Annotated in this window: 21 protein-coding genes and 1 other RNA gene; 13 read left to right on the forward strand and 9 right to left on the reverse strand. The window is 36.5% G+C overall.

Translation table 11 applies throughout. The features are described from left to right. Window positions 1-255 precede the first annotated feature (255 nt). Complete coding sequence (serA, locus tag QSH13_RS05265) at window positions 256-1,506, forward strand: phosphoglycerate dehydrogenase (protein ID WP_109396883.1); 1,251 nt, start codon at window positions 256-258, stop codon at window positions 1,504-1,506. A gap of 66 nt (window positions 1,507-1,572) precedes the next feature. Here serA and QSH13_RS05270 read toward each other — a convergent pair whose 3' ends face one another. From QSH13_RS05270 to zapA, 6 genes are all read right to left on the reverse strand, one after another. Continuing rightward, complete coding sequence (locus QSH13_RS05270; RefSeq protein ID WP_286038900.1) at window positions 1,573-3,675, reverse strand: type I secretion system permease/ATPase; 2,103 nt, start codon at window positions 3,673-3,675, stop codon at window positions 1,573-1,575. A gap of 26 nt (window positions 3,676-3,701) precedes the next feature. Further along, entirely contained in the window at window positions 3,702-5,072 is a 1,371-nt protein-coding gene (locus QSH13_RS05275; protein ID WP_109396881.1) for an HlyD family type I secretion periplasmic adaptor subunit, read from the reverse strand. After that, complete coding sequence (locus tag QSH13_RS05280; RefSeq protein WP_286038901.1) at window positions 5,072-7,132, reverse strand: peptidase domain-containing ABC transporter; 2,061 nt, start codon at window positions 7,130-7,132, stop codon at window positions 5,072-5,074. Before QSH13_RS05280 ends, QSH13_RS05275 begins: the two co-directional genes overlap by 1 nt. A gap of 117 nt (window positions 7,133-7,249) precedes the next feature. Further along, window positions 7,250-7,843: a 5-formyltetrahydrofolate cyclo-ligase gene (locus QSH13_RS05285; RefSeq protein WP_286038902.1), complete on the reverse strand. Its 594-nt coding sequence runs from the start codon at window positions 7,841-7,843 to the stop codon at window positions 7,250-7,252. A 170-nt stretch (window positions 7,844-8,013) separates the two neighbouring features. Further along, a non-coding RNA gene (gene ssrS / locus QSH13_RS05290) (6S RNA) lies at window positions 8,014-8,197 on the reverse strand. A 109-nt stretch (window positions 8,198-8,306) separates the two neighbouring features. Further along, window positions 8,307-8,636, reverse strand: coding sequence for a cell division protein ZapA (zapA, locus tag QSH13_RS05295; RefSeq protein WP_023581530.1), 330 nt, complete (start codon window positions 8,634-8,636; stop codon window positions 8,307-8,309). 176 nt (window positions 8,637-8,812) lie between these two features. On the opposite strand from zapA, the gene QSH13_RS05300 reads away from it, so the two are divergent. From QSH13_RS05300 to gcvP, 7 genes are all read left to right on the forward strand, one after another. Further along, window positions 8,813-9,391 carry a YecA/YgfB family protein gene (locus QSH13_RS05300; RefSeq protein ID WP_109396878.1) on the forward strand — a complete coding sequence of 193 codons (579 nt, stop codon included), beginning with the start codon at window positions 8,813-8,815 and terminating at the stop codon, window positions 9,389-9,391. A 51-nt stretch (window positions 9,392-9,442) separates the two neighbouring features. Next, on the forward strand, window positions 9,443-10,753 hold the full coding sequence (pepP, locus tag QSH13_RS05305) for a Xaa-Pro aminopeptidase (RefSeq protein ID WP_109396877.1): 1,311 nt from the start codon (window positions 9,443-9,445) through the stop codon (window positions 10,751-10,753). A gap of 13 nt (window positions 10,754-10,766) precedes the next feature. Beyond that, window positions 10,767-11,945 carry a 2-octaprenyl-6-methoxyphenyl hydroxylase gene (gene ubiH, locus QSH13_RS05310; protein ID WP_196544298.1) on the forward strand — a complete coding sequence of 393 codons (1,179 nt, stop codon included), beginning with the start codon at window positions 10,767-10,769 and terminating at the stop codon, window positions 11,943-11,945. Between the two features lie 23 nt (window positions 11,946-11,968). Continuing rightward, window positions 11,969-13,204: an FAD-dependent 2-octaprenylphenol hydroxylase gene (ubiI, locus tag QSH13_RS05315; protein ID WP_109396875.1), complete on the forward strand. Its 1,236-nt coding sequence runs from the start codon at window positions 11,969-11,971 to the stop codon at window positions 13,202-13,204. Between the two features lie 414 nt (window positions 13,205-13,618). Continuing rightward, complete coding sequence (gene gcvT / locus QSH13_RS05320; RefSeq protein ID WP_109391894.1) at window positions 13,619-14,713, forward strand: glycine cleavage system aminomethyltransferase GcvT; 1,095 nt, start codon at window positions 13,619-13,621, stop codon at window positions 14,711-14,713. A gap of 34 nt (window positions 14,714-14,747) precedes the next feature. Beyond that, the gene (gcvH, locus tag QSH13_RS05325) at window positions 14,748-15,140 is read left to right on the forward strand and encodes a glycine cleavage system protein GcvH (protein ID WP_109396873.1); all 393 of its coding nucleotides are present in this window, start codon (window positions 14,748-14,750) and stop codon (window positions 15,138-15,140) included. Between the two features lie 134 nt (window positions 15,141-15,274). Further along, window positions 15,275-18,151: an aminomethyl-transferring glycine dehydrogenase gene (gene gcvP / locus QSH13_RS05330; RefSeq protein WP_109406635.1), complete on the forward strand. Its 2,877-nt coding sequence runs from the start codon at window positions 15,275-15,277 to the stop codon at window positions 18,149-18,151. An 87-nt stretch (window positions 18,152-18,238) separates the two neighbouring features. Here the strand turns inward: gcvP and QSH13_RS05335 are convergent, their stop codons facing one another. Then, the gene (locus tag QSH13_RS05335) at window positions 18,239-18,841 is read right to left on the reverse strand and encodes an HD domain-containing protein (RefSeq protein ID WP_099074840.1); all 603 of its coding nucleotides are present in this window, start codon (window positions 18,839-18,841) and stop codon (window positions 18,239-18,241) included. A 31-nt stretch (window positions 18,842-18,872) separates the two neighbouring features. Continuing rightward, window positions 18,873-19,859, reverse strand: a complete 987-nt coding sequence (ygfZ, locus tag QSH13_RS05340) for a tRNA-modifying protein YgfZ (protein ID WP_286038903.1) — start codon at window positions 19,857-19,859, stop codon at window positions 18,873-18,875. 264 nt (window positions 19,860-20,123) lie between these two features. On the opposite strand from ygfZ, the gene sdhE reads away from it, so the two are divergent. Together sdhE and QSH13_RS05350 are read left to right on the forward strand one after the other, a co-directional pair. Beyond that, on the forward strand, window positions 20,124-20,399 hold the full coding sequence (gene sdhE / locus QSH13_RS05345; protein WP_072063493.1) for an FAD assembly factor SdhE: 276 nt from the start codon (window positions 20,124-20,126) through the stop codon (window positions 20,397-20,399). Window positions 20,400-20,878: 479 nt separating this feature from the next. Further along, window positions 20,879-21,286 (forward strand): protein YgfX, encoded by a 408-nt coding sequence (locus tag QSH13_RS05350; protein WP_109396870.1) that lies wholly within the window; start codon window positions 20,879-20,881, stop codon window positions 21,284-21,286. A 16-nt stretch (window positions 21,287-21,302) separates the two neighbouring features. Here QSH13_RS05350 and fldB read toward each other — a convergent pair whose 3' ends face one another. Continuing rightward, window positions 21,303-21,821 (reverse strand): flavodoxin FldB, encoded by a 519-nt coding sequence (gene fldB / locus QSH13_RS05355; RefSeq protein ID WP_109396982.1) that lies wholly within the window; start codon window positions 21,819-21,821, stop codon window positions 21,303-21,305. A 108-nt stretch (window positions 21,822-21,929) separates the two neighbouring features. Between fldB and xerD the strand changes: the two genes are divergently transcribed. Genes xerD through recJ form a run of 3 tightly spaced genes read left to right on the forward strand, consistent with a single transcriptional unit; the run spans window position 21,930 to window position 25,352 of the window. After that, entirely contained in the window at window positions 21,930-22,868 is a 939-nt protein-coding gene (gene xerD, locus QSH13_RS05360) for a site-specific tyrosine recombinase XerD (RefSeq protein ID WP_109396869.1), read from the forward strand. A gap of 33 nt (window positions 22,869-22,901) precedes the next feature. After that, window positions 22,902-23,609 carry a bifunctional protein-disulfide isomerase/oxidoreductase DsbC gene (dsbC, locus tag QSH13_RS05365; RefSeq protein WP_109396868.1) on the forward strand — a complete coding sequence of 236 codons (708 nt, stop codon included), beginning with the start codon at window positions 22,902-22,904 and terminating at the stop codon, window positions 23,607-23,609. Window positions 23,610-23,618: 9 nt separating this feature from the next. Continuing rightward, the gene (gene recJ / locus QSH13_RS05370; RefSeq protein ID WP_286038904.1) at window positions 23,619-25,352 is read left to right on the forward strand and encodes a single-stranded-DNA-specific exonuclease RecJ; all 1,734 of its coding nucleotides are present in this window, start codon (window positions 23,619-23,621) and stop codon (window positions 25,350-25,352) included. The last annotated feature ends 19 nt before the right edge of the window (window positions 25,353-25,371 follow it).

Genomic DNA, 25,371 nt, shown 5'->3' on the forward strand with positions numbered 1-25,371 from the left:
AGCGATGGCTACCTATTTTTTTAAATTATTTTAGAAACTGCAAATTCAGTGATATATATCACACGATAGTTATATCTCTCTTTAAAATCCTGCCATTTTCGAAGTCAAAATCATTTTACTCGGTAGAAAATCACTTTATTTACCGCTTATTCTGTCATCATGGCAATCGGTTGTATTGCCACAAAATCTATTTTTGTTATGTTGATGAGACAGGATTTTGTTTTCATTAAATGTAATAACGATAGGGCAGGGTAAATGGTCAAAGTATCTTTGGAAAAAGAAAAGATAAAGTTTCTACTCCTTGAAGGGGTGCATCAAAGTGCAGTAGAAAATTTAAGAGCTGCGGGTTACACCAATATTGAATATCACAAAGGCGCATTATCGGACGAAGAATTAAAAGAAGCTATCCGCGATGCTCGTTTTGTGGGGCTTCGTTCCCGCACTCATTTAACAGAAGAAATTTTTGCCGCGGCTGAAAAATTAGTCGCTGTGGGATGCTTCTGTATCGGTACTAATCAAGTTGATTTAGATGCTGCTGCTCGTCGCGGTATTCCTGTTTTTAACGCGCCTTTCTCAAACACTCGTTCCGTGGCTGAGATGGTGCTTGGTGAATTACTGTTATTATTGCGTCGTATCCCTGAAGCAAGCGCGAAAGCGCATCGTGGAATTTGGGATAAACAAGCCAAAGGCTGTTTTGAAGCTCGCGGTAAAAAACTGGGTATTATTGGCTATGGTCACATTGGTACACAGTTAGGTATTTTGGCTGAAAGTGTGGGTCTAGATGTCTATTTCTATGATATCGAAAACAAACTGCCATTAGGTAATGCAACTCAAATTCGTCATCTCTCTGAACTGTTGAATATGAGTGACATCGTCAGCTTACATGTGCCAGAAACACCGTCAACAAAAAATATGATTGGGCATGAAGAAATTCAGCGTATGAAACCAGGCTCAATTCTGATCAATGCTTCTCGTGGTACTGTGGTTGATATTCCTGCGTTATCACAAGCTCTAGAATCAAAGCATTTATCTGGTGCTGCAGTTGACGTATTCCCTACGGAGCCGGGAGCAAATAACGATCCGAACGATCCGTTTGTTTCTGAACTTATCAAATTTGATAATGTGATCTTAACTCCACATATTGGTGGTTCAACTCAAGAAGCTCAAGAAAATATTGGCTATGAAGTTGCAGGTAAATTAGCGAAATATTCAGATAATGGCTCTACGCTATCTGCTGTTAACTTCCCTGAAGTCTCTCTGCCAAGCCATGGTGATGATGTAAACCGTTTACTGCATATTCATGAAAACCGTCCGGGTATGATGAATAGTATCAACAAAGTGTTTACTGAAGAAAATATCAATGTAGCTGCACAGTATTTACGTACATCAGGTAACGTCGGTTATGTTGTGATTGATATTACAACTCAAACTAAGGCTCAAGCTGAATTAGTGTTACAAAAAATCAAAGCATTACCAGGCACAATTCGTGCTCGTATGCTGTATTAATTTTTCTGATAATATTAATTAATGTATCAAAGGCTCGGTAATCGAGCCTTTTTATTTAATTGTCCATTATTGAGTTTGTTGTTTCCACAGATGGTAATAGAGCGAGCCATTTTCTAATAAATTAGAATGGGTGCCTTCTTCTGTAATTCTACCTTTATCAATGACATAAATATAATCTGAATTAGCCAGTGTATTAAGTCGATGGGCAATACTGATCACCGTTCTATTCTTACAAATTAAAGGTAAATTGGCTAAAATCTCTGCTTCAGATTCATAATCTAGAGCAGATGTCGCCTCATCTAAAAGAAGAATACGTGGATTTGGCAATAGCGCTCTTGCTAATGCAATGCGCTGACGCTGTCCGCCAGATAAATGACTACCTCTTTCTCCAACTTGAGTATTAAATTTTTGTGGTAATTGCTGTATGAAATCAAAGGCCCCAGCAAGTTTTGCTGCCTCATATATTTCATCTTCATGACAATAAGGTTTTGATAAACGAATATTTTCTGCAATAGTGCCACTAAACAAAAAACTATCTTGTAAAACAATGCCCATACTCTGTCTTAAAGAAAGTGGATCTGCAATGGCTATATCCATTCCATCAATATAAATTTGTCCTTGTTGTGGTGTATAAAAGCGTTGAATTAAACGGGTTAAGGTACTTTTTCCTGAGCCTGAAGGCCCTGTAATGCCAATGAATTTTCCCGCAGGAATCGATAATGAAATATTTTTAATCACTTCAGGTGTATTATCAGCATAGCGAAAATTAACATGAGAAAACGTAATTTCACCACTAATACTTGGTAAAGAGGTTAATCCTTGGTGCTGGAGTTCTGTTTGTGTATTTAAAATTTCACCAATGCGCTGTAATGACACGGTGGTTTGCTGAAAGTCTTGCCATATTTGTGCTAAGCGTAAAATAGGTTGAGTAATATGTGCCGCGAACATATTAAATGCAATTAGCTCGCCTATTGTCATTTGCATGTCCATGACTCGTTTCACGCCATACCATAAAATAATCGCGGTCGCTATTTTGTGTATCGTCATGATTATCTGTTGCGCTAATAATGCTTTTTTAGCGCCAGAAAAACGGGCAAGAATATGATAAGTTAGCTTATGTTGCCATTTTTTAAGAAAATAAATTTCTGTTGCTGTAATTTTTATTGTATCAATACCATTGATTGATTCTGTTAGTAAGCTTGTGTTTTCCGCATTGGCTTTATATTCCACTTCAACCCAATGACGAATAATGGGGCCTAAAATAATCCAAGTTAGAAAATAGAGTGTAAGCGCACCTAATGTTATCCATGTTAATAATGTTGAATAATAAAACATTATAGAGATAAACAAGGTAATAAAGATAAGATCAAGTACCATCATAAAAGCAGAACCCGCTATAAATTGACGAATATTAGAGAGCTCTTGTAGACGAGAAATGATTTGTCCTGCTTGGCGCTGATTAAAGAATTGAGTTGGTAGCCGAATTAGATGTTGATACGTTTTACCTGAAAATTCAGCACCTAATTTACAAGAGACAAATGAATATAATTTATCTCTTAAAAAAAGATAAGTGGGTTCAATAAGCGCAATAAGAACTAAAATAGATGCAAATACATGTAAATTAGATAAGCTTCTGCCCGTTAATACTTTATCAATAAAGTTTTCAAAAATAATAGGGCTAGCTAAAGAGAATAATTGAGTACAAAAAGAGAGAATAAAAATGAACCATAATATTTTTTTTTGCCTTAATAGTGAAGGAAAGAACCATTTTAAACTAAACTTTTCAAGTAAAGATGTTTTTTCAAACTGAATGACACGCAATATTTTTATTTTTTTATCAACACACAAAGTGTATTTTTTGTAAGTGTTATCTTTAGGGTTGAAAATAAATAAATCATCATTCTTCTTATCTTTTAAAATAAACCAAAAATTATCTATTTCTATTAATATATCGCCGACAATATTATTGTTGTGATTGATATCAATAATATCAAAATTACACTTTAAATTGAGTAGGTTTGCTACTTCAATAATATTCCACTTTGTTAATTTTTTACTATCACCTAAAAAATGAAGTATTTGTTCTTTTTTTAAATCATTTTGATTTATTTTAGATATATAGAGTAGACTATCAATAATAGATGAATCATATTGTGTTTTATTTTTCATATGTATTTTCTTTGATTATGGTGTTATTATTTTTCTCTTAATGCTTCATGTCGATAAATATCTATTGGTGTTAATAAATAATCAATGACTCGTCTTTTATCGATAATAATTTCAGCAACTAAAGACATTCCTGCAGTTAATGGGTATTCTTCATTTTCCGTTTTGATAAATTGTTCATCTAATTCAATAAAAGCAGGATAAACTAATCCTAATTGCTCATGTTGGACTGAATCTTTCGCAATATTAATAATTTTTCCATTAATGGTGCCATATCGTGTATAAGGAAAGGCATCAATTTTTACAATTGCTTTTTGATCTTTACGGATGAAACCAATATCTTTATTTAAAATATTAACTTCAGCAATATTCCTTTGGGTTTCAGGTACAATTACCATAAGATTTTGAGAAGGTTGTAAAACTGCACCAAGCGTATGAACTTCTCGTTGCTGAACAGTACCAGAAACAGGCGCTTTGATGATTTTTAATTGCTGTCTTTTTTGTAAATGATTTAAACTTTGTGTATAAGTAACTAATTCATTTTCATATTGTTTGTATTTATCATACCACTCTAACGCTTTCTTCTTTTTGGTTTGAGCAAGGCTATCTTGAAGGTGTTTTTCTTGACTTAATAAAATTGATGACTCTGAAGTTTTTGTTGCTATTTTGCTATTAATATCAATAAGTTCTTTTTCATTCTCTAAATATTCCATTTTGCTGATTATTTTTTTATCATAAAGTGATTTAATAATATTAAAACGATGTTCAATATTATTTTTTAATATAATTAATGAATTAAGATCTTTTTTAATTAATGCTTTGTTTTTATGCAAAATTTCTATTTCTGTATCGATACCTTTTAGAATAGAATCAAACTCTTCTTTTTCTTTTTGATAACTTAAAACGACAGACTGCTGTGTTTTACTATCCAGTAAGTTATAGTGATTAAGTGATTGAGGTATAACATTCTGGTTTAATGCTTGATAGCGAGTTTTTAATAATGAGGTTATTTTTATCTGACTCTGAAGTTTTTTAATTTCTTCGTCAACCCCTAAAACATCAAGTGTTAATAATGGATCACCTTGATTAACAAATTGACCATTTTCAACATGGATCTCCATTAAGCGACTATGTTCATAGACTTGAATGCGCTGAGAATGTCCTGAAACGATTAATTTTCCTATTGCAGGTGCTTGAATATCGAGCTTTCCAATATAAGACCAAAATAGTAATATTACTACACTCAATGAAAGTAACATTGCAATATAATGGCTATAAGGTGTATGTGGTTTTTCAATTAATGCAATATGGTTTGGATAAAAATCATAATTAATTTTTTCTTTTTTTATAAAAAATTTTTTAAAAGAAAAAAGATTAAGTGATTTAAGATTAAATTTCATTATTTATTACCCTGTTGAAATGCTAAAAGTTTTTTATAGTGCCCCTCTTTTTTTATAAGAGTTTCATGACTTCCTTGTTCTACAATATGACCTTTTTCTAAAAATAAAATACGATTACATATTTTTGTTGTTGATAATCTATGAGCAATAATAATAACCGTTTTATTTCTAGCGATATAAGGTAAATGACGTTGTATAATTGCCTGAGATTCATCATCAAGTGCACTTGTTGCTTCATCGAAGATTAATATTTTTGGTTCTGGTAAAAGAGCTCTTGCAATAGCAATGCGTTGACGTTGCCCACCAGATAATGAGGTTCCACCTTCAGTAATTATGGTGTCATAACCAAGAGGAAGTTTAAGTATAAAATCATGCGCACCTGCTAATTTAGCGACGGAGATAACTTGATCTAAAGAGGCATCTGGAACAGATAATCGAATGTTATTAAATACACTTAAATGAAAGAGATAATTATCTTGTAGGATGTAACCTACTTGCTGGCGTAATGATATAGGGTTAATTTGAGAAATAGGGATCCCATCGAGAGTAATTAAACCTGTTTGCGGTGTATAAAGTCCCACAATCATTTTTGCTAACGTACTTTTTCCTGAACCTGATGTACCAACAATTCCAATGATCTCATTAGGTTTAATATGAATTGAGAGATCATTTAAAATAGGCGCAGTTTTATCTTTATAGTAAAAATTTACCTGATTGAACGTGATTTCACCTTTTAGTTTATTTTTTACCGTTGCCTTTTCTTGTTCTTGGGGAAGGTTAAGAATATCTTGTAAATTATAAATTGCTGCTTTTGTTCTTATATATTTTCCCCAGATATCTATTGATTTTCCTAGTGGCTGTAAACATTGACTAAGTAACATGTTAAATGCAATAAGCTGGCCGATAGTCATTGATAGTGAAATAACTTCATAAGCACCTAACCATAAAATAGTGGCTACGGTTATTTTATGTAAAATTGAAATAATGTAATGGGAGAAATTATCAATGTTCTGTAATTTTAATCCCTTATTGGTTAATTGATGAATTTGTTCGTGCCATTGCTGGGTAAACCTTGGCTCAAGAGAAAGGCTTTTAATGGTTTCTATTCCACCTAAACTTTCGGTCAAAAAAGACACATTACTCGCTGATTTTTCATATAATTCTTGAACATTTTTTTCTATTTTTGGTGATAGCAGTTTTGCAAAAATAAAATAGAGAGGAATAGTGAGAAGAAATATAATTGTCAACTTTAGAGATAATATCGCCATAACACCAATAAAAATAAACATAAACGAAAAATCAACTAAAGCCATTAATAATATATTTGTAATAAAATCTCTAATAATATCTAACTCTTTAACTCTAGAAACAATGGTTCCCGTTGGACGAGATTTAAAATAACTGAGTGGTAATTTAAATAAATGAGATGTCAGTTTTAGACTTAATAATATATCAATCTTATTTGCAATGTGTTGATATATATATTCTCTTATTCCCTTTAACACACCTTCTGAAATAGCAATGAAAATTAAACCTATAATTAATACGTCTAAAGTAGATAGCGCTTTATGAATAATAACTTTATCCATAATAACTTGGATCACTAGAGGAGAGGATAGTGCTAATAGTTGAAGTGTAAATGCATAGAATAAAATACTATAAAATGTTTTTTTATATTTCATAAAAACAGGGAAAAACCAAGAAATATTAAAGTAACTTTTGTTTTTAAATTCAAGATGATATATTGCACCCGTGCAAACTTTAATAAAATCTTCTTTAGTTAAAATTTCGGTTTCCTTTCTTTCTATGGAAAAAATAAGAAATTCTTGTTGATTGCTCTTTAATAAAATGAATGGCTCGTTTTTTTCATCAAAGAAAATAACAGGCTGTAATAATGGGGTGTTAATTAAGACATCTATTTTTTTTGATTTTAACTTGAAATTATAGTTATCTTCTAATGATTTGATAGTGTTTTGATTGCTTGATGTATTTTTTTCTTTTCCCATTATTTCTAGAATTATATTAATGCTTATTATTATTTTTTCTATATTAGATTTCATCTCTCGTCTAAACTCCTTTATAATTATTTTATATAAAAGAGTTATTAGATATTAATTCAATTTAAAAAAATATAAAAAAACAAAGATGATATAACTACGTATTAATATAAACTTAAATTAAAAGTGCCATACTTTTGTTGGTGTAATAATTTCAGGCAATGGAACATCCCAAGTAGCGGTCGGGAGATATTCAACTTGTTGGCAAGTATGAGCAAGCCCCATTGGGTAAAATGTTTTTTGTTGCCAGTTTTCTAATGTTCTATCGTAAAAACCGCCTCCCATACCTAATCGTTGGCCTAGTGCATCAAAAGCCACTAACGGCGTAAAAATAATATCAATATCAGAGATAGGAATAACCATATTCACATTTAAAGGAGGCTCAGAAATATTAAAGCGATTTTTAACTAATACAGTAGAAGGTGTGTAGCGTAAAAAAAGGAGGTGATGACGATGAAATGGATGTAATACAGGTAAGCAAATCTGTTTATTTAATGCCCATAGCTGAGAGATCAAAGGAGATGTATCAATTTCACCATCAAAAGAAAGAAACAGTGCGATAGTTTGTGCATGTTTGATTTTTGGGTGAGAAAGAACTTGCTTACATAATTGTTCAGCTGCCTGTTGTTGTTCGTCTAATGTCAGTAAACGTCGTTTTTGGCGAATAGTTTTGCGGATTTCATCTCTTTGTTGAAAAAGTGAAGTATGCGTCATTCATTAATCCATCAATAAGTGCTTGGTATTAAGCTGAAACCATCATTCTAATCAATTTATCACACTTTAGAGGTAAGAAAGCGAAGAAGTTGAAGATATGAGAATAGAAGCATAAAAAAAGTTCTAAACACTAAGTAGTTATAAAATACCTAATGTTTAGAACTTTAGTAGGGGTCTCCAAGATGCCGCCGCAAGCTGTAACCCTTGAACCCATGGTCCAAGGTGAACATAGTGTTGCTACCATTAGGCTGCCTGAACGAATCGGGTATGCTCACAAGCAACAGATCACCACGTTCTATGTGTTTCGAATATCGGCTCAGGGGACTGGCCCGCTGGCAAACATCTCAGAGAAATTTGGTGGGTGCGTTAAGCACCTTATCTATGAACTATTGTATTATTTTAATTGTAGAAAGCAACCTATTATCTGTGAATTTCGTGGTGTACGCATGCTTTCTGAACAAATCTACTTCGCTGTTGAAAAAGTGCGATCATGGTGCTTGCCTTGATCGTGTAAAGCTTGTTCAATGGATTGTTGTAGCATTTTTATCTTCTCTTCCATGTTGTAGGCATAGTCTCTGGTTTTTAACTTTTCTTCTGCCAACTCATGACTCATATTTAATGCCACGATAAAAATTAAGTGCTCTGTATTGGAAACACCACTACGTTCTTTGAGATCTTGTAATCGTTGTTCCAGTTCAGCAGCAGAAGCCAGTAAAGCATCTCTTTGTTCTGGTGGGCAATTGACACGTAATGAACGCCCAAAAATTTGAAGATCAACGGGTTGTGCGGACATGATTCCTTCCTGACATAAAATCTGTGCTACGTGTTTAGTAGTGTATACGGTTATAACGCTGTATTAAACGCTATTACTGCAAAAATTCCAATGATTAACATGGCTTAACTGGTACAGCGACTTCTATTGATGGTAGCATATCTTGAACTATTCCCCTAAATGCGACGTTTATTCTTATGTCAAAACAGAACACATTACCGAATTATCAAACTATTGATGCATTATTACAGCAACATACAGTACCTTTAACCGCGGCTGAAATGCATGGTTTGATTACAGGATTTATTTGCGGTGCAGTGCGCGATAGCAGTTGGAAAACCTTATTGCACGATCTGACTAATGAAGGTTTAGCTTTTCCTAAAACGCTATCTGAGCCACTTGAAGAGCTTTATCACATCACCTATGAACAGCTCGATGACAGTGTGTTCAACTTCTTTATGCTAGTGCCTGACGAGTCTGAATCGGTTTTTTCAAGAGCTGATGCGCTTGCGGGTTGGGTTAATCATTTTCTTTTAGGGCTGGGAGTTGCTCAACCTAAGTTGTCTGATCATAAAGAATTGACCGAAGTGATTACGGATTTACGTAATATTGGTGCGCTAGGTTACGAAGAAGACGAAAACCAAGAAGAACTTGAAGATGCACTTGAAGAAGTCAGTGAATATGTAAAAGTATCTGTTCAACTTTGTTATATCACTTTTGTCGCACCAAAAGACAAAGAAAATAACGAACAAAATGAGCAACGTGTACTACATTAATTTCATCATTAATTAGATAACCATAAAGATAAATGAAAGACAGGAGTGGGTATGAATAAGCAAGAATTTTTATCCCGTCGTCAGGCTTTATTAGCTCAAATGAAGCCTGCGAGTGCAGCTATCTTTTTTGCCGCACCACCAGCGCAACGTAATGCCGATAGTGAGTATCCTTATCGTCAACATAGTGATTTCCTTTATCTAACCGGTTTCAGTGAGCCTGAAGCTATTCTGGTGCTGATTAAAAGTGATGAAACACATAATCATAGTGTGCTTTTTAATCGTGTTAGAGACTTAACCGCTGAAATTTGGTTTGGTCGTCGCCTTGGGCAAGAAGCTGCACCTGAAAAATTGGGCGTTGATAAGGCGCTACCTTATGAAGATGTTAATGAACAACTTTACCAATTATTAAACGGGCTAGATGTTGTTTATCATGCTCAAGGTGAATACGCGTTTGCTGATGAGATAGTTTTTAATGCATTAGAAACCTTAAGAAAAGGTTCTCGTCGTAATTTAAAAGCACCACAAATTATTATTGATTGGCGTCCAATTGTTCATGAGCAACGCCTATTTAAATCCGATTTTGAACTTGAATTACTGCGTAAAGCTGGAAAAATTACTGCATTAGCACATACACGTGCGATGCAAAAATGTCAGCCAGGTATGTATGAATATCAACTTCAAGGCGAGATTGAACATGAGTTTGTCTCTCATGGTGCGCGTTTCCCTTCCTATAACAGTATTGTCGGCAGCGGTGAAAATGGTTGTATTTTGCACTACACCGAAAACGAAACCAAAATGCGTGATGGGGATTTAGTTCTTATTGATGCAGGATGTGAATATGAAGGTTATGCAGGTGATATCACCCGAACTTTCCCAGTTAATGGTAAATTTAGCCGTCAACAGCGCGAAATTTATGACATCGTCTTAAAATCCATCAATGTTTCTTTGGAATTGTACAAACCTGGCACAAGTATCAAAGAAGTCACAGAGCATGTCGTGTATATCATGGTCGAAGGACTGGTTAAACTGGGCATTATGCACGGTGAAATCGAGCATCTTATTGAGACAAAAGCCTATCAGCGTTTCTTTATGCATAGCTTAAGTCATTGGCTAGGTCTTGATGTTCATGATGTTGGGCATTATGGCACGGAGCGTGACCGTATTTTAGAGCCGGGCATGGTACTGACTATTGAACCGGGACTTTATATTGCGCCAGATGCAGATGTACCACAAGAGTATCGTGGTATAGGTATTCGCATTGAAGATGACATTGTTATTACGGAAACCGGCAATGAGAATTTAACGGCATCTGTCGTTAAAGATCCTGATGAAATTGAAGCTCTGATGGCAGGAAAAATTTAAGGCTAAAATCAGCATGAATGTGATTATTGTGGGTGGTGGAATGGCCGGTGCGACATTAGCACTTGCACTCTCTGCATTAAATAAAGGTAAGATTTCAATTTCGTTAATTGAAGCAAAAGAGCCTGAAAATGGGCACCCAGGGTTTGATGCAAGAGCGATCGCATTGGCTCATGGAACAGCGAAGAGGTTAGAGCAAATCGGGCTTTGGTCAACATTAAAACCTTTTGTTACTCCCATTAATCATGTTCATGTTTCTGATAAAGGTCATTGTGGTTTTGTTAATATTCATGCACAAGATTATGATATCTCAGCTCTGGGTTATGTTATTGAATTACATGATGCAGGGCGTCAACTTTTTACTAAGTTAAAAAAACAATCTAATATCACGCTCTATTGCCCAGCCAAAGTTGAACAGGTTCAACGTAATATCGATTTTGTTGAGGTAACACTTGATAATGGTACACGATTATCTGGTGATTTACTGATTGCCGCAGATGGCACTAATTCACCTATTGGTCGCCAGTGCCATATTCAATGGCAACGAGAGCCTTATCATCAAGTTGCAGTGATCGCTAATGTCAAAACGCAAATCGACCCTCAAGGTAAAGCTTTTGAGCGTTTTACCGAGTTTGGGCCATTAGCCATGTTACCGATGAGTGAAGGGCGTAGCTCATTAGTATGGTGTCATCCTATTGAAAAATTGGATGAAATTTTACAGTGGGATGATAAAACAACGATTGCGCATTTACAGCGTGATTTTGGCTGGCGTTTAGGAAAAATAGAGCATATTGGCAAGCGCAATTGCTACCCTTTAGCACTACAAAAAGCCAATCAAATTATTGGTCATCGTTTAGCGTTAGTTGGCAATGCCTCGCAAACGCTTCATCCTATTGCAGGGCAAGGTTTTAACCTCGGTTTACGTGATGTTATGGCTCTTGCCAATACGCTCACCCAAGCGATTAATGCTAATACTGATATTGGTAGTTATCGAGTGCTCTCTCAATATCAACAACTTCGCCAACAAGATAGAGAAAAAACTATCTCTATTACTGATGGGTTGGTGAAAGTGTTTGCAAATCGTTGTGTGCCATTGATTGTTTCTCGCAACTTAGGGCTAATGACGATGGAGTTGCTTCCAATGATGAGAGATAAATTGGCACACCAAACACTTGGCTGGATAGACGAAATATAGTCGCTTTTTAGGATACTTTTATTATGAAATCATTTGATGTTGTTATTGCTGGTGGTGGAATGGTTGGGCTTGCATTAGCCAGTGGATTACACGGGTGTGGATTACGTATAGCGATAATAGAAAATCACCCTGTAACGAAACTTTCTCACCCACAAGATGATTTTTCATTACGGGTATCTGCTATTAATACAGCCAGTGAAATGTTACTGAAAAAGTTAGGTGTTTGGGAAAGTCTACAAGCATTACGAACTGCACCTTATCAAGGCATGGAAGTTTGGGATCAAGATAGTTTTGGTCGTATTGCGTTTTCAGCACAAAAAGAAGGGTTCAGTCACTTAGGGTCTATTATCGAAAATAACCTTATTCGTGAAGTGCTTTGGCAAAAATGTGAAAGCCATAGTGATATTACTTTCTATTCATCAACGCAGATTGAGCGCGTGGTGTGGGGGGAAAATGATGCATTTATTACCCTTAATGATGGTGATATGTTGACAGCAAGATTAGTTGTCGGAGCTGATGGTGCTAATTCATGGCTACGTAAACATGCAGATATTCCCCTGACTTTTTGGGATTATGAACATCATGCTTTAGTTGCGACTATTCGTACTGAACAACCTCATGAGAATGTTGCGCGCCAAGTCTTTCATGGAGAAGGTATTTTGGCATTCCTGCCTCTTTCTGATCCTCATACTTGTTCTATTGTTTGGTCTTTACCAAACAATCTCGCTGAAAGTTATAAAAACGCAGAAAAAAAACTATTTGAGCGCACATTAGGTGTGACCTTTGATATGCGTTTAGGCCAATGTGAATTAATAAGTGATCGCATGACCATACCATTAACAGGTCGTTACGCCCGTCAATTTGCAGCTCCTCGCTTAGCGCTATTAGGCGATGCTGCTCATACTATTCATCCTTTAGCAGGACAGGGTGTTAACCTTGGTTTTATGGATGTTGCTGAGTTAATTGGTGAGATCCGTCGCTTAAAAGCGGAAGGTAAAGATTTTGGTGAATATCTCTATTTGAGACGATTTGAGCGTCGTCGTAAACATGCTGCAGCTGTCATGTTGGCAAGCATGCAAGGATTTCGTGAACTTTTTGCCGGCAACAACCCGGTTAAAAAACTGGTTAGAGATATCGGTCTTTCGTTAGCAGATAGTTTACCGGGGGTAAAACCTAAGTTACTTGAGCAAGCAATGGGACTTTCTGATTTACCTGAATGGTTAAGTGATAAAAATTTCACTTCAGTTGAAAAAATCTAATTCCTCTATAATTTCACATTACTTTTATTTATATCTGACTGAAGAAATAGAACTAAAAAAATCTATTTTTTCAGTCTATTCTTTGCACTAATTCCTTTTTTTTAGTCATTCTTCGCTAAAAATGAGCGCTGATACGCATAATTGCAATCATTAGTTCTGCATACCCATATGTCTACATTATGATTAAGAGACACAATACCCTATTTTAACTTATGGTTTATTTTTTCTCACAATGCTAAGTTCAAGGGGATGGTATCGTTTGCGTTGTACGTTAATTGCTCGTATTTGTTAAATCAATGTTTAAAAACAAACTTAGTCTTGAGATTAACACTATGATTTCAAATCAAGTTTAATTTTATATTTAACAAATTGCGTTCTCTGAATAATCTAAAGTAAAAGTAGAAAGAGGGAAGAATGGCAAAACAGACTCCGTTGTATGATGAGCACGTAGCCTGCGGTGCTCGTATGGTCGATTTTCATGGTTGGATGATGCCACTGCATTATGGCTCTCAAATAGATGAACATCACAATGTACGCCGTGATGCAGGTATGTTTGATGTTTCTCATATGACCATTGTTGACTTACATGGCTCGCAAGTTAAAGATTTTCTACGTTATTTGTTAGCGAATGATGTCGCTAAACTCACCGAAAAAGGTAAGGCGCTTTATACTGGTATGCTTAATGCATCAGGTGGTGTAATTGATGATCTTATCGTCTATTACTTTGATGATTCTTTCTATCGCCTTGTGGTGAACTCCGCTACTCGTGAAAAAGATCTGGCATGGATTGAACAACATGCTTCAGATTATGTTGTTGATATCACTGTTCGTGACGACTTAGCATTAATTGCTGTTCAAGGCCCTCATGCACAAGAGAAAGTACAAAGCTTATTAAGCGAAGCGCAACGTCAAGTTGTTTCTGCCATGAAGCCTTTCTATGGTGTAGAGCTAGGCGACTTGTTTATTGCAACAACGGGCTATACCGGTGAAGCCGGCTATGAAATCGCAATGCCAAAAGAGCAAGCTGTCGATTTTTGGAAAAAATTATTAGCTGTGGGAGTCAAACCCGCAGGATTAGGTGCAAGAGACACATTACGTTTAGAAGCGGGAATGAACTTATATAGCCAAGAGATGGATGAAACTATTAATCCACTTGAAGCGAATATGGGATGGACGATTGCATGGGCACCGGAAGATCGTCAATTTATTGGTCGTGAAGCATTAGAAAAATTACGCGCAACAGGCACAGATAAACTTGTCGGCCTTGTTATGCGAGAGAAAGGTGTGTTGCGTGCAGGCACTGCCGTACACTTCACTGATGATTTAGGCGAATTAAGAGAAGGTATTATTACTAGTGGTACTTTTTCACCTACATTAGGCTTTAGTATTGCATTAGCAAGAGTTCCTGCAGGTATAAAAGATAGCGCAATTGTATTAATGCGTAATCGTGAGATGCCAGTAGAAGTGGTAAAGCCTGGCTTTGTTCGTTCAGGTAAAGCATTGGTATAACACGCATAATTATTTTAAATGGAGAGTAAGGTCAATGAGTCAAATACCTAGTGAATTAAAATACGCACAATCTCATGAGTGGGTCCGTTCAGAAGGCAATGGTGAATACACTATCGGTATTACTGAACATGCACAGGAATTATTAGGTGACATGGTGTTTGTTGATCTACCAGAAGTGGGTAGAGAAGTTACCGTCGGTGATGATTGTGCGGTAGCGGAATCAGTAAAAGCTGCATCAGATATTTATGCACCATTATCAGGTGAAATTATCGCCGTAAATGAAGAATTAGATGGTTCTCCAGAACTTGTGAACAGTGCACCTTACGAAGAAGGTTGGTTATTTCGCATTAAAGCAAATAATGAAAGCGAATTAGATGACTTACTTGATGCTGCTGGTTATCAAGAACTGGTAGATAGCGAAGAGTAAAACGAAGCGCCCCGTCAAAATCAATGTCGGGGCGTTTTTATTTGTTAGCTGGTTATCGTAATGCTATCTCAACGTGCTTTAAGCCGAGTGCTATTTACCTATCCATTCATAGTGAATTCAGGAAATTACTTGCAATGACACAGACTTTAAATCAGTTAGAGTATCGCGATGAGTTTATTCGTCGCCATATTGGTTCATCACCAGAACAGATTAAAGAGATGCTCAGTGCTGTTGGCGTCTCCTCATTAAATGAATTAACTCAAAAAATTGTTCCAGATAATATTCAATTAGAAACACCACCGAATGTGGGTGCAGGGGCAACAGAGCAAGAAGCCTTAGCTGAATTGAAAGCGATCGCCAGCCAAAATAAACGCTTTACTTCTTATATTGGAATGGGGTACGCGCCTTCTGTATTACCTCCGGTGATTTTGCGTAATTTATTAGAAAATCCGGGTTGGTATACTGCTTATACACCTTATCAGCCAGAAGTATCTCAAGGTCGTCTAGAATCATTACTAAATTTCCAACAGGTGACAATTGATTACACCGGAATGGATCTCGCCTCTGCATCGTTGCTAGATGAAGCAACGGCCGCAGCCGAAGCAATGGCAATGGCGAAACGTGTAAGCAAATTAAAAAATGCGGATCGTTTCTTTGTCGCTGATGATATTCACCCACAAACCTTAGATGTTGTCAGAACTCGCGCAGATACCTTCGGTTTTGATGTTGTTGTTGATAAAGCTGAAAAAGTATTAGAGCTTGAAGGTGTCTTTGGTGTGCTATTACAACAAGTCGGCACAACGGGTGAAGTTCATGACTACAGTAAGTTATTAGCAACACTAAAAGAGCGTAAAATTATTACTAGTGTTGCCGCTGATTTAATGGCGCTAGTGGTGCTCACAGCTCCGGGTCACCAAGGTGCCGATATCGTATTAGGTTCTGCACAACGTTTTGGTGTTCCTATGGGGTATGGTGGCCCTCATGCAGCATTCTTTGCTTGTCGTGATGAATATAAACGTGCGATGCCAGGACGGATTATTGGTGTGTCTCGAGATGCAGCAGGTAATCGTGCATTACGTATGGCGATGCAAACACGTGAACAACATATTCGTCGCGAAAAAGCGAACTCTAATATTTGTACATCCCAAGTGTTACTTGCCAATATCGCGGCGATGTATGCGGTTTATCATGGGCCAGAAGGGTTAAGAACCATCGCTCAACGTATTCATCGTTTAACGGATATTTTAGCAGCAGGTTTACAACAAAATGGTATGGCATTACGCCACAAAACTTGGTTTGATACATTAACAGTCGAAACAGCAGATAAAGCGGCTGTATTACAACGTGCAAAAGACGCTGAAATTAACTTGCGCACTGATATTGTGGGTGCCGTAGGGGTAACGCTAAGTGAAATTACAACGCGTGAAGATGTGTTAAAGCTTGTTGAAATTATCAGCGGTAAAGCATTCGCTGGTGATCTTGATGCACTTGATAAACAAGTTGCCTCCTCGTCAGTATCAATACCTGCATCTATGCAACGTAAAGACACTGTGCTGACACATGAAAACTTTCATCAGTATCACAGTGAAACAGAAATGATGCGCTATATGCATCGTTTGGAAAATAAAGACTTGGCATTGAATCAAGCGATGATCCCATTAGGATCATGTACGATGAAACTTAATGCTGCTGCTGAAATGATCCCGATTACATGGCCTGAGTTTACAGAGCTACATCCATTCTGCCCAGCCTATCAAGCGAAAGGCTATCAAGTGATGATTGGGCAGCTATCGAATTGGCTTGCTGCATTAACGGGTTATGATGCGATGTGTATGCAACCAAATTCGGGTGCTCAAGGTGAATATGCAGGCTTATTAGCTATTCGTCGTTATCATCAAAGCCGTGGTGAAGGTGCGCGACATATCTGTTTGATCCCTAGTTCAGCACATGGTACTAACCCAGCTTCTGCTCATATGGCCGGTATGACAGTAGTGGTTGTCGGTTGTGATGATAATGGCAATATTGATATTGCAGACTTAAAAGCCAAAGCAGAAAAGCATAAAGCAGAACTCTCTTGTGTAATGGTGACATATCCATCAACACATGGCGTTTATGAAGAAGGTATTCGTGAAGTTTGCGAAATCATTCATCAATACGGCGGACAAGTTTATCTTGATGGTGCCAATATGAATGCGCAAGTGGGGATCACGACACCGGGCTTTATTGGTTCGGATGTTTCTCACTTAAACTTACATAAAACTTTCTGTATTCCTCATGGCGGTGGTGGCCCAGGAATGGGGCCTATTGGTGTGAAATCACACTTAGCACCATTTGTACCGGGGCATTCTGTTGTTGAAATGGAAAATGTCACGACACAAGGCGCTGTTTCTGCCGCTCAATTTGGTAGCGCTTCAATACTCCCTATTAGTTGGATGTATATTCGTATGATGGGCTCACAAGGGCTTAAACAAGCAAGCCAAGTGGCAATCCTAAATGCGAACTATATTGCACAACGTCTGAAAAATGATTATGACATTCTTTATGCTGGCGCTGATGGTTATGTCGCACATGAATGTATTATCGATATCCGTCCATTAAAAGCGAATTACGGTATCAGTGAAATGGATGTGGCGAAGCGTTTAATTGATTATGGATTTCACGCTCCAACCATGTCATTCCCTGTTGCGGGTACATTAATGATTGAGCCAACAGAGTCTGAAAGTAAAGTTGAAATTGATCGCTTTATTGAAGCGCTACTTTCTATTCGTGCTGAAATTGCACAGGTAGATAAAGGTATATGGCCAATTGATGATAATCCATTAGTTAATGCACCTCATACACAATATGAATTAGTGCAAGAGTGGACACATGGTTATAGCCGTGAATGTGCGGTATTCCCAAGTGAAGCAACGAAACAAAATAAATATTGGCCAGCGGTTAAACGTTTAGATGATGTATATGGCGACCGTCATTTACATTGTTCATGCGCGCCAATTAGTGATTATGAATAAGTTTTAATATAACCATATTATTCTTAAATTTAATACCGATGGTTAAGTTAGCCATCGGTATTTTTTATTTAAAAAATTCTGAATGTATTACTTCAGCCAGCCTTTTTTCTGTGCCTCTAATAATTGAGGGTAGAGATATTGCCAAAATTCAGGCCACTGTTTTTCAATAAACAGATTACGTGCTAATACTTGCTCTAAGCGGATATTATTTTCAACCCAGCTTTGACCTTCATTATGTAAATTCATCAGCATTGGCATAGTGCGATCAAGAATATTGGCAAACTGAGACTCTGGTGTTTCAGCTGCATCATATTCCAGCCATAAATTGAGGAAATATTCACTTTGTGGGGAAGGTAATAAAGAGAAAATGCGTTTTGCAGCTTTTTGCTCGTGTTCTTTAATTGCTTCGCGAGCCGCAACATCATAAACCATCACATCGCCAGCATCTATTTCAACGATATCGTGAACAAGGGCTAACTGAATAGCTCGTCCCATATCAATGTCACCTGCATAGGGCTGAAAACTCATTGCTGCAACGGCAAAATGCCAGCTATGTTCTGCGGTATTTTCGGAACGGCTATTGTCTAATACATTATTTTTACGATAAACACGTTTTAGTTTATCTAACTCCATAATAAAGTTAATCGTATCAGAGAAGGGGCCAAATGCGCCTTTAGGTAATTGTGTCATAAAAGTCCGTATTGGTTATGATAAATAAGAATTACTCTTCTTCTAAAGAATAAGGCAGTGGTTTAATGGATAAACGACTGGTGTTATCGCCTTGAACTCGAAATACACTATCGAATTCCATATCGTTATTCATAACAACTTCAGCCAAAATAGTATTATCAGCCATACGTACAGCGCTTAATACTGTTCCTGTTTTACGCCATTTATCTTCACCTAATTGCCATTCAATGCTACCTCCGATCTCAGGTAATTCAGTACCACCACCTGATAACAGATACATTGCACGTTTATTGGCGCCTCTAAATTTCGCACGAGATACCATCTCTTGTCCGGTATAACAGCCTTTCTTAAAGCAGATACTTAGTGGCAATGCTTGCAGATTTGTTGCTTGAGGTAAGAATTGCTCAATATTTGGAGTATCAATAATAGGGTATCCCGCTTCAATATCTAAAGCTAACCATTGCTCACTATTACTGATTTCTGCTTTTAATGTTGCTACAAGATTTTTTGCTGTTTCTTCATCTGTTACGATTAAAAAGCGTTCAGTAGGTAAAGGCAGTTGAAGAATATAAGTATTATTGTGATTAACGACTTCGTTCGCTTTACGAGGGATATTTGGAAAGTAATCAGCTAATGCAAGCGCTGCACCTTGCCCTGCTAATCCTAATAAAACGCTATCTGTATTTTCAGCTAGGGTTACTTTTGAAAATACGGCATATTTTTTTAATTCGGCAAGTTGTTTTTGTGCGACATTTTTACGCAGAATATAAGCAAAACCTTCTTGCTGGTGGAATAAGCGAAGTGTACTCCACATTTTACCTTTTGCTTCACAGTGTGCAGCCAATGTATGTGTTGTTGTTGGAAGTGCTGCAATATCCGTTGTTAGTTGACCTTGTAGATACTTTTCACTGTCAGCACCTGTTGCTGTTATCAGTGACCATTCATCTAAAGAAACCAGTGTTAATGGCAAATTGATTGCTGCATGAGGGCGTTTAGCCTGAGTAGAATTTTGAGTCATGATGTCACCAGCTATTAAATTAATCAGATACATCAGTTATGGTAAAAGAGTGACAAGACAATGCAAGTCATTATTATTTTTAACGCACAGAAAATGAACTTGATAAATAACAAATGAAAGCGTGTTCAATAAGTTGTCTATGAGACTAAACCAGCAAACTGTGATCATTTTGATGTTAAAATTTTTGTGATAAGACTATCATCAATGCTAGGAAGAAATAGTGGTATTTCTTGATTTGAACAATGTAAAGAGCAGAGTATGACTATCGATATAGAGAATAAAGCACGAATTAACTGGGCATGTCGTCGTGGAATGCGTGAGCTAGATATTTCTATCATGCCTTTTTTCGAGAATGAGTACGATACGCTATCTGATAACGATAAAGCACTTTTTGTTCGTTTACTAGAGTGTGCAGATCCTGATTTATTTAACTGGTTAATGAATCATGGACGCCCTGATGATGATGAGCTCTATTATATGGTGAAATTAATTCAAGATCGCAATAAAGCGAGAATGGCGGAGATCGTTGATAAATATTAATAAAATAGATTATCAAATCAGCGATAGATTAAATAATAATTAAGATTGATTAAAAATGACGCTTTTATTTTCTCACCAAATAAAGGCGTTTTTATTTTTTATATAAAAAATTAATAATATTAATGGTACTCTAAAATTTACTGAAATAAAAAATATAGTTGCGTTAATTTTGAGCGCTACCTCTAAAAATGCTTGCTTAAATCGCCTTTTTTCGATCTATTTCACTTTATACTTAATAAATCAGGTATGCTGACTTTATTAAAACAACGATTAAGCAATAATAGAAATTGCTTATTTGCTATTAAATTATGTTTTTTAACATATATTAAATAGAAAAATTAACAATAAATAATCAAGCTAAAATATAAGATAAACTATTTGCAAGATTAAGGAAGAAGTTACATTATAAATAGGTTCATTTTTATTATCTTTAACTTATTACTATCTATATAGAATTATAGCAGGAGTTAATATAACTCGTGATTTTATGGAAATCGCATCTCACCGTATCATGGTTCACTCAACTCTTCTCAACGGTTGCTTATGTTGCCTTTGTGATAGCTTTACTGTTGTATCCATGGCCACCTGATTTTATTTATGTTTGGGTTCCATTGTTACTTTTCCTGATAAGTAGTTGGTATTTTACACAAAAGAGTATTAGCCGTATCAAAGGGGATTTTATTTTACTCAATGGCAATCGAATTCAATGGAAACTACATGAATGGCAAATAACAAAACGTCCTTGGATCAGCCGTTTTGGTACTCGAATAACATTGACTTCTATTCTAAATAAAAAGCAAATCACGTTATGGGTTGCATTTGATAGTATGACTGAAAATGAGTGGCGCAACTTCTCTCAGTTATTAATGCAATATCCAGATATTTAATATCTGGATATTAAATTTATAAGTTTTCTTCTATTTCACGTAGAATTTGCATACACCATTGTGATAAACGTTCATCAGTTTCTTCAAACTGGTTAACGTCATCTAATGCAAGACCAACAAAATGTTTACCATCATCTGATAAAGGTTTTGGGCTGATAAATTCATATCCATCAATAGGCCAGAAGCCAATAAATTTAACACCACTTGGTAATAAGTGATGATAGAGCATACCTAGCGCATCAAGAAACCATTCGCTGTAATCAATTTGATCACCCATTCCATACATTGCAATAAGTTTATTTTTTAAATTTAATGTCGGCAATGTATCCCAAATATTGAGCCAATCTTCTTGGATCTCACCAAAATCCCAAGTTGGAATACCTAAAATAAGGATGTCATATTGCTCCATAAGCGTGATATCACACTCTTGAACATTATGAAGATCAACGAACTCTTCACCGAGAATATCACGAATTTTTTCTGCTGCCATTTCGGTGTAACAGGTGCTGGAACCGTAAAATAGACCAATTTTCATAAATGTTTTTAGGATATTTTTGCTAATAAAGGTCACTATTGTACCAGAAAAATTTTTTTATAAGGCATAATGTAAAGGCGATAAGCTAAAGAGAGGGAGAGTCAGACTGTGTCACAAACCAAATTATCGACAAAAAAGACAACTCATATCAATGAAGGTACTGATATTATCATTGAACAATTTCTCGACAATATTTGGTTAGAGCAAGGCTTATCCGCAAATACGCTTAGCTCTTATCGCTTAGACTTACAAGCATTAGGGCAATGGCTTGCTCATCATCAGTTAGATTGGTTATCAGTCACTACTTTGGATTTGCAATCTTTTCTCGCGACGCGTTTAGATGAAGGTTATAAAGCCAGCAGTGCAGCCCGATTACTCAGTACAATGCGTCGTTTATTCCAATATTTATATCGTGAAAAATTACGTTTAGATGATCCTAGCGCATTACTTTCAACGCCTAAGCTTCCTAAACGTTTACCAAAAGATTTAAGTGAGCAGCAAGTTGATGATTTACTCAATGCCCCTTGTATTGATGAGCCGCTTGAATTACGTGATAAAGCAATGCTTGAAGTTCTTTATGCATGTGGACTTCGTGTTTCTGAGTTAGTGGGATTATCTCTTTCTGATATTAGCTTACGGCAAGGTGTGTTACGTATTATTGGTAAGGGCGATAAAGAACGGTTAGTTCCTTTAGGTGAAGAAGCTATTTACTGGCTAGAGCAATATCTGCAATATGGAAGACCTACTTTAATGCAAGGTAAAACGGATGATATTGTTTTTCCTAGCTTAAGAGGACAAAAAATGACACGACAAACGTTTTGGCATCGGATAAAGCATTATGCCGTGATAGCAGGGATCGATACTGAAAAACTATCCCCCCACGTGTTGCGTCACGCATTTGCGACACATCTCTTAAATCATGGAGCAGACTTGCGTGTTGTACAGATGTTATTGGGGCACAGTGACCTCTCTACAACACAGATTTATACCCATGTTGCAACAGAACGCTTGAAAGCGCTTCATCAGCAACATCATCCAAGGGGATAGTCGCTAAAAAGCCGGCGTTAAATAGGAATTCAAATGAAAAAGAAATTATTTTGGTTGCCAATATTATTAAGTATGGTGTCAATGCCAGTGCTGGCTGACAATGCTTCTATTGAAGCGCAATTGGCTAAAATGCAGATTAAAGCAGAAAGCATTCAACCAACACCGATTGTTGGATTAAATGCGGTATTATCAGATAAGGGCATTTTTTATATTACAGATGATGGTAAATATCTGACCGCAGGGCCTATTTATAATATCAGTAGCGGTGAGCCTGTTAGTATTGCTAATCAAGTCATTATGAAAAAAGTTGATTCACTTAAAAATGAAATGATTGTCTATAAGGCACGTAATGAACGCCATGTGATCACTATCTTTACAGATATTAGTTGTCCTTATTGCCAAAAACTTCATCAAGAAGTCCCAGAGCTGAATAAACAAGGGGTAACGGTACGTTATTTAGCGTTCCCTCGTAACGGTGTTAGCAATAATATTGTGAGTAAAGAAATGAATGCGGTGTGGTGTAGTGGTTTCCCTAATAAATCATTAGATAGTGCATTTAAAGGTGACAAAATTATTGCGATTGATGATTGCAAAAAAATCAATATAAATGAACATTTTAAATTAGGCACAATGATGGGCATTCAAGGAACTCCCGCTATCGTGTTGCCTAACGCTAGTATTTATGGTGGATATATATCAGCCCAAAACCTTATTGAACTATTAAATAAAAAAGAGAAGTAATTACGTTTTATGGTCACTATTGAACCGACATTGCGTCGCCGAAAGGCTCAGGAAACTCAACTACCGGATAACTTAGATCCTTTATTAAGACAGATTTATGCTAATCGTGGGATAACATCTGAAGTTCAACTAGAACGCTCGTTAAAAGGCTTACTTCATTATCACGCATTAACTGGAATAGAAACGGCAATCTCATTATTGATTGAGGCGTTAAAAGAGCAGTCTCGTATTGTTATTGTCGGTGATTTTGATGCTGATGGTGCAACGAGTACAGCACTTGCAATTAAAGCATTACGTCAAATGGGCTTTAAGCAGGTTAGCTATCATATTCCTAATCGCTTTGATGATGGTTATGGTTTAAGTCCCCAAGTTGTTCATGATGTTGCTAAAAAAGGGGTTGATCTCATTATCACTGTTGATAATGGAATTTCTTCTTTTGAAGGTGTGGACACCGCTCATGAATATGGTATTCGAGTCCTAGTGACAGATCACCATTTACCTGGTCAGACATTACCTGCTGCTGATGCGATTATTAACCCTAATCTTTCGGATTGTCCTTTTTTATCTAAAGCATTAGCGGGAGTTGGGGTTACTTTTTATTTAATGACGGCATTAAGAGCTGAATTAGAAAAACAAGGTTGGTTTGAGCAACAAAACTTGACTCGCCCCAATATGGCCGATTTTCTTGATTTAGTTGCGCTAGGTACTGTAGCCGATGTTGTTCCTCTGGATGAAAATAACCGTATTTTTGTTTATGAAGGATTACGTCGAATTAGAGCAGGTCGTTGTTGTGTCGGGATTAAAGCACTTACAGAAGTTTCTCGTAAAGAGCTATCTCAATTGGTTAGTAGTGACTTAGGTTTCTCTTTAGGGCCTCGCTTAAATGCCGCTGGTCGTCTTGATGATATGTCTGTGGGCGTCGCTTTACTTTTAACTGATAATATTGGCTCTGCACGTGAAATTGCTAATGAACTTGACGGATTAAATCAAACTCGGCGTGAAATTGAAGCGGGTATGCAAGAAGAAGCTTCAACTATTTTCCGCCAATTTATGGGAACACAACATGATTTACCTAATGGTTTAGCGATTTATCATCCTGAGTGGCACCAAGGTGTTGTAGGTATTTTAGCTTCTCGCATTAAAGAAAAATTACATCGTCCTGTTATTGCTTTTGCTCCTAGTGGTGATGGCCTGTTAAAAGGCTCTGGTCGTTCAATTAGTGGCGTTCATCTTCGTGATGCTTTAGAACGATTAAATACATTAAACCCAGGATTGATGGTGAAATTTGGTGGACACGCAATGGCGGCGGGTCTTTCACTTGAAGAAGATAAATTTCTGTTATTTCAACGTCATTTTTCATCTTTAATGTCAGAATTGGTTTCTGATGAACAGTTGCAAGGTGTTATTTTATCGGATGGTGAACTAACCGATAATCAACTTTCATTGCCTATCGCAGAAATGCTAAGAGAAGCGGGTCCTTGGGGACAAGCTTTTCCTGAACCTTTATTTGACGGTAAGTTTACGCTGTTACAACAACGCATTGTGGGCAGTAAGCATTTAAAAATGATGCTTCAGCCAGTAAATAGTCACCTTATGATTGATGCTATTGCATTTAATGTTGATATCAATATTTGGCCTGATAACAGTATTAAAACGGTTGAGTTGGCTTATCGATTAGATGTAAATGAGTTTAGGGGGCAACGTAATGCGCAACTGCTTGTTGAACACATTTGGCCTTGTTAACTCGAATAATTAGATAATT

Source organism: Proteus faecis, assembly GCF_030286765.1.
GTDB classification, from domain to species: domain Bacteria; phylum Pseudomonadota; class Gammaproteobacteria; order Enterobacterales; family Enterobacteriaceae; genus Proteus; species Proteus faecis.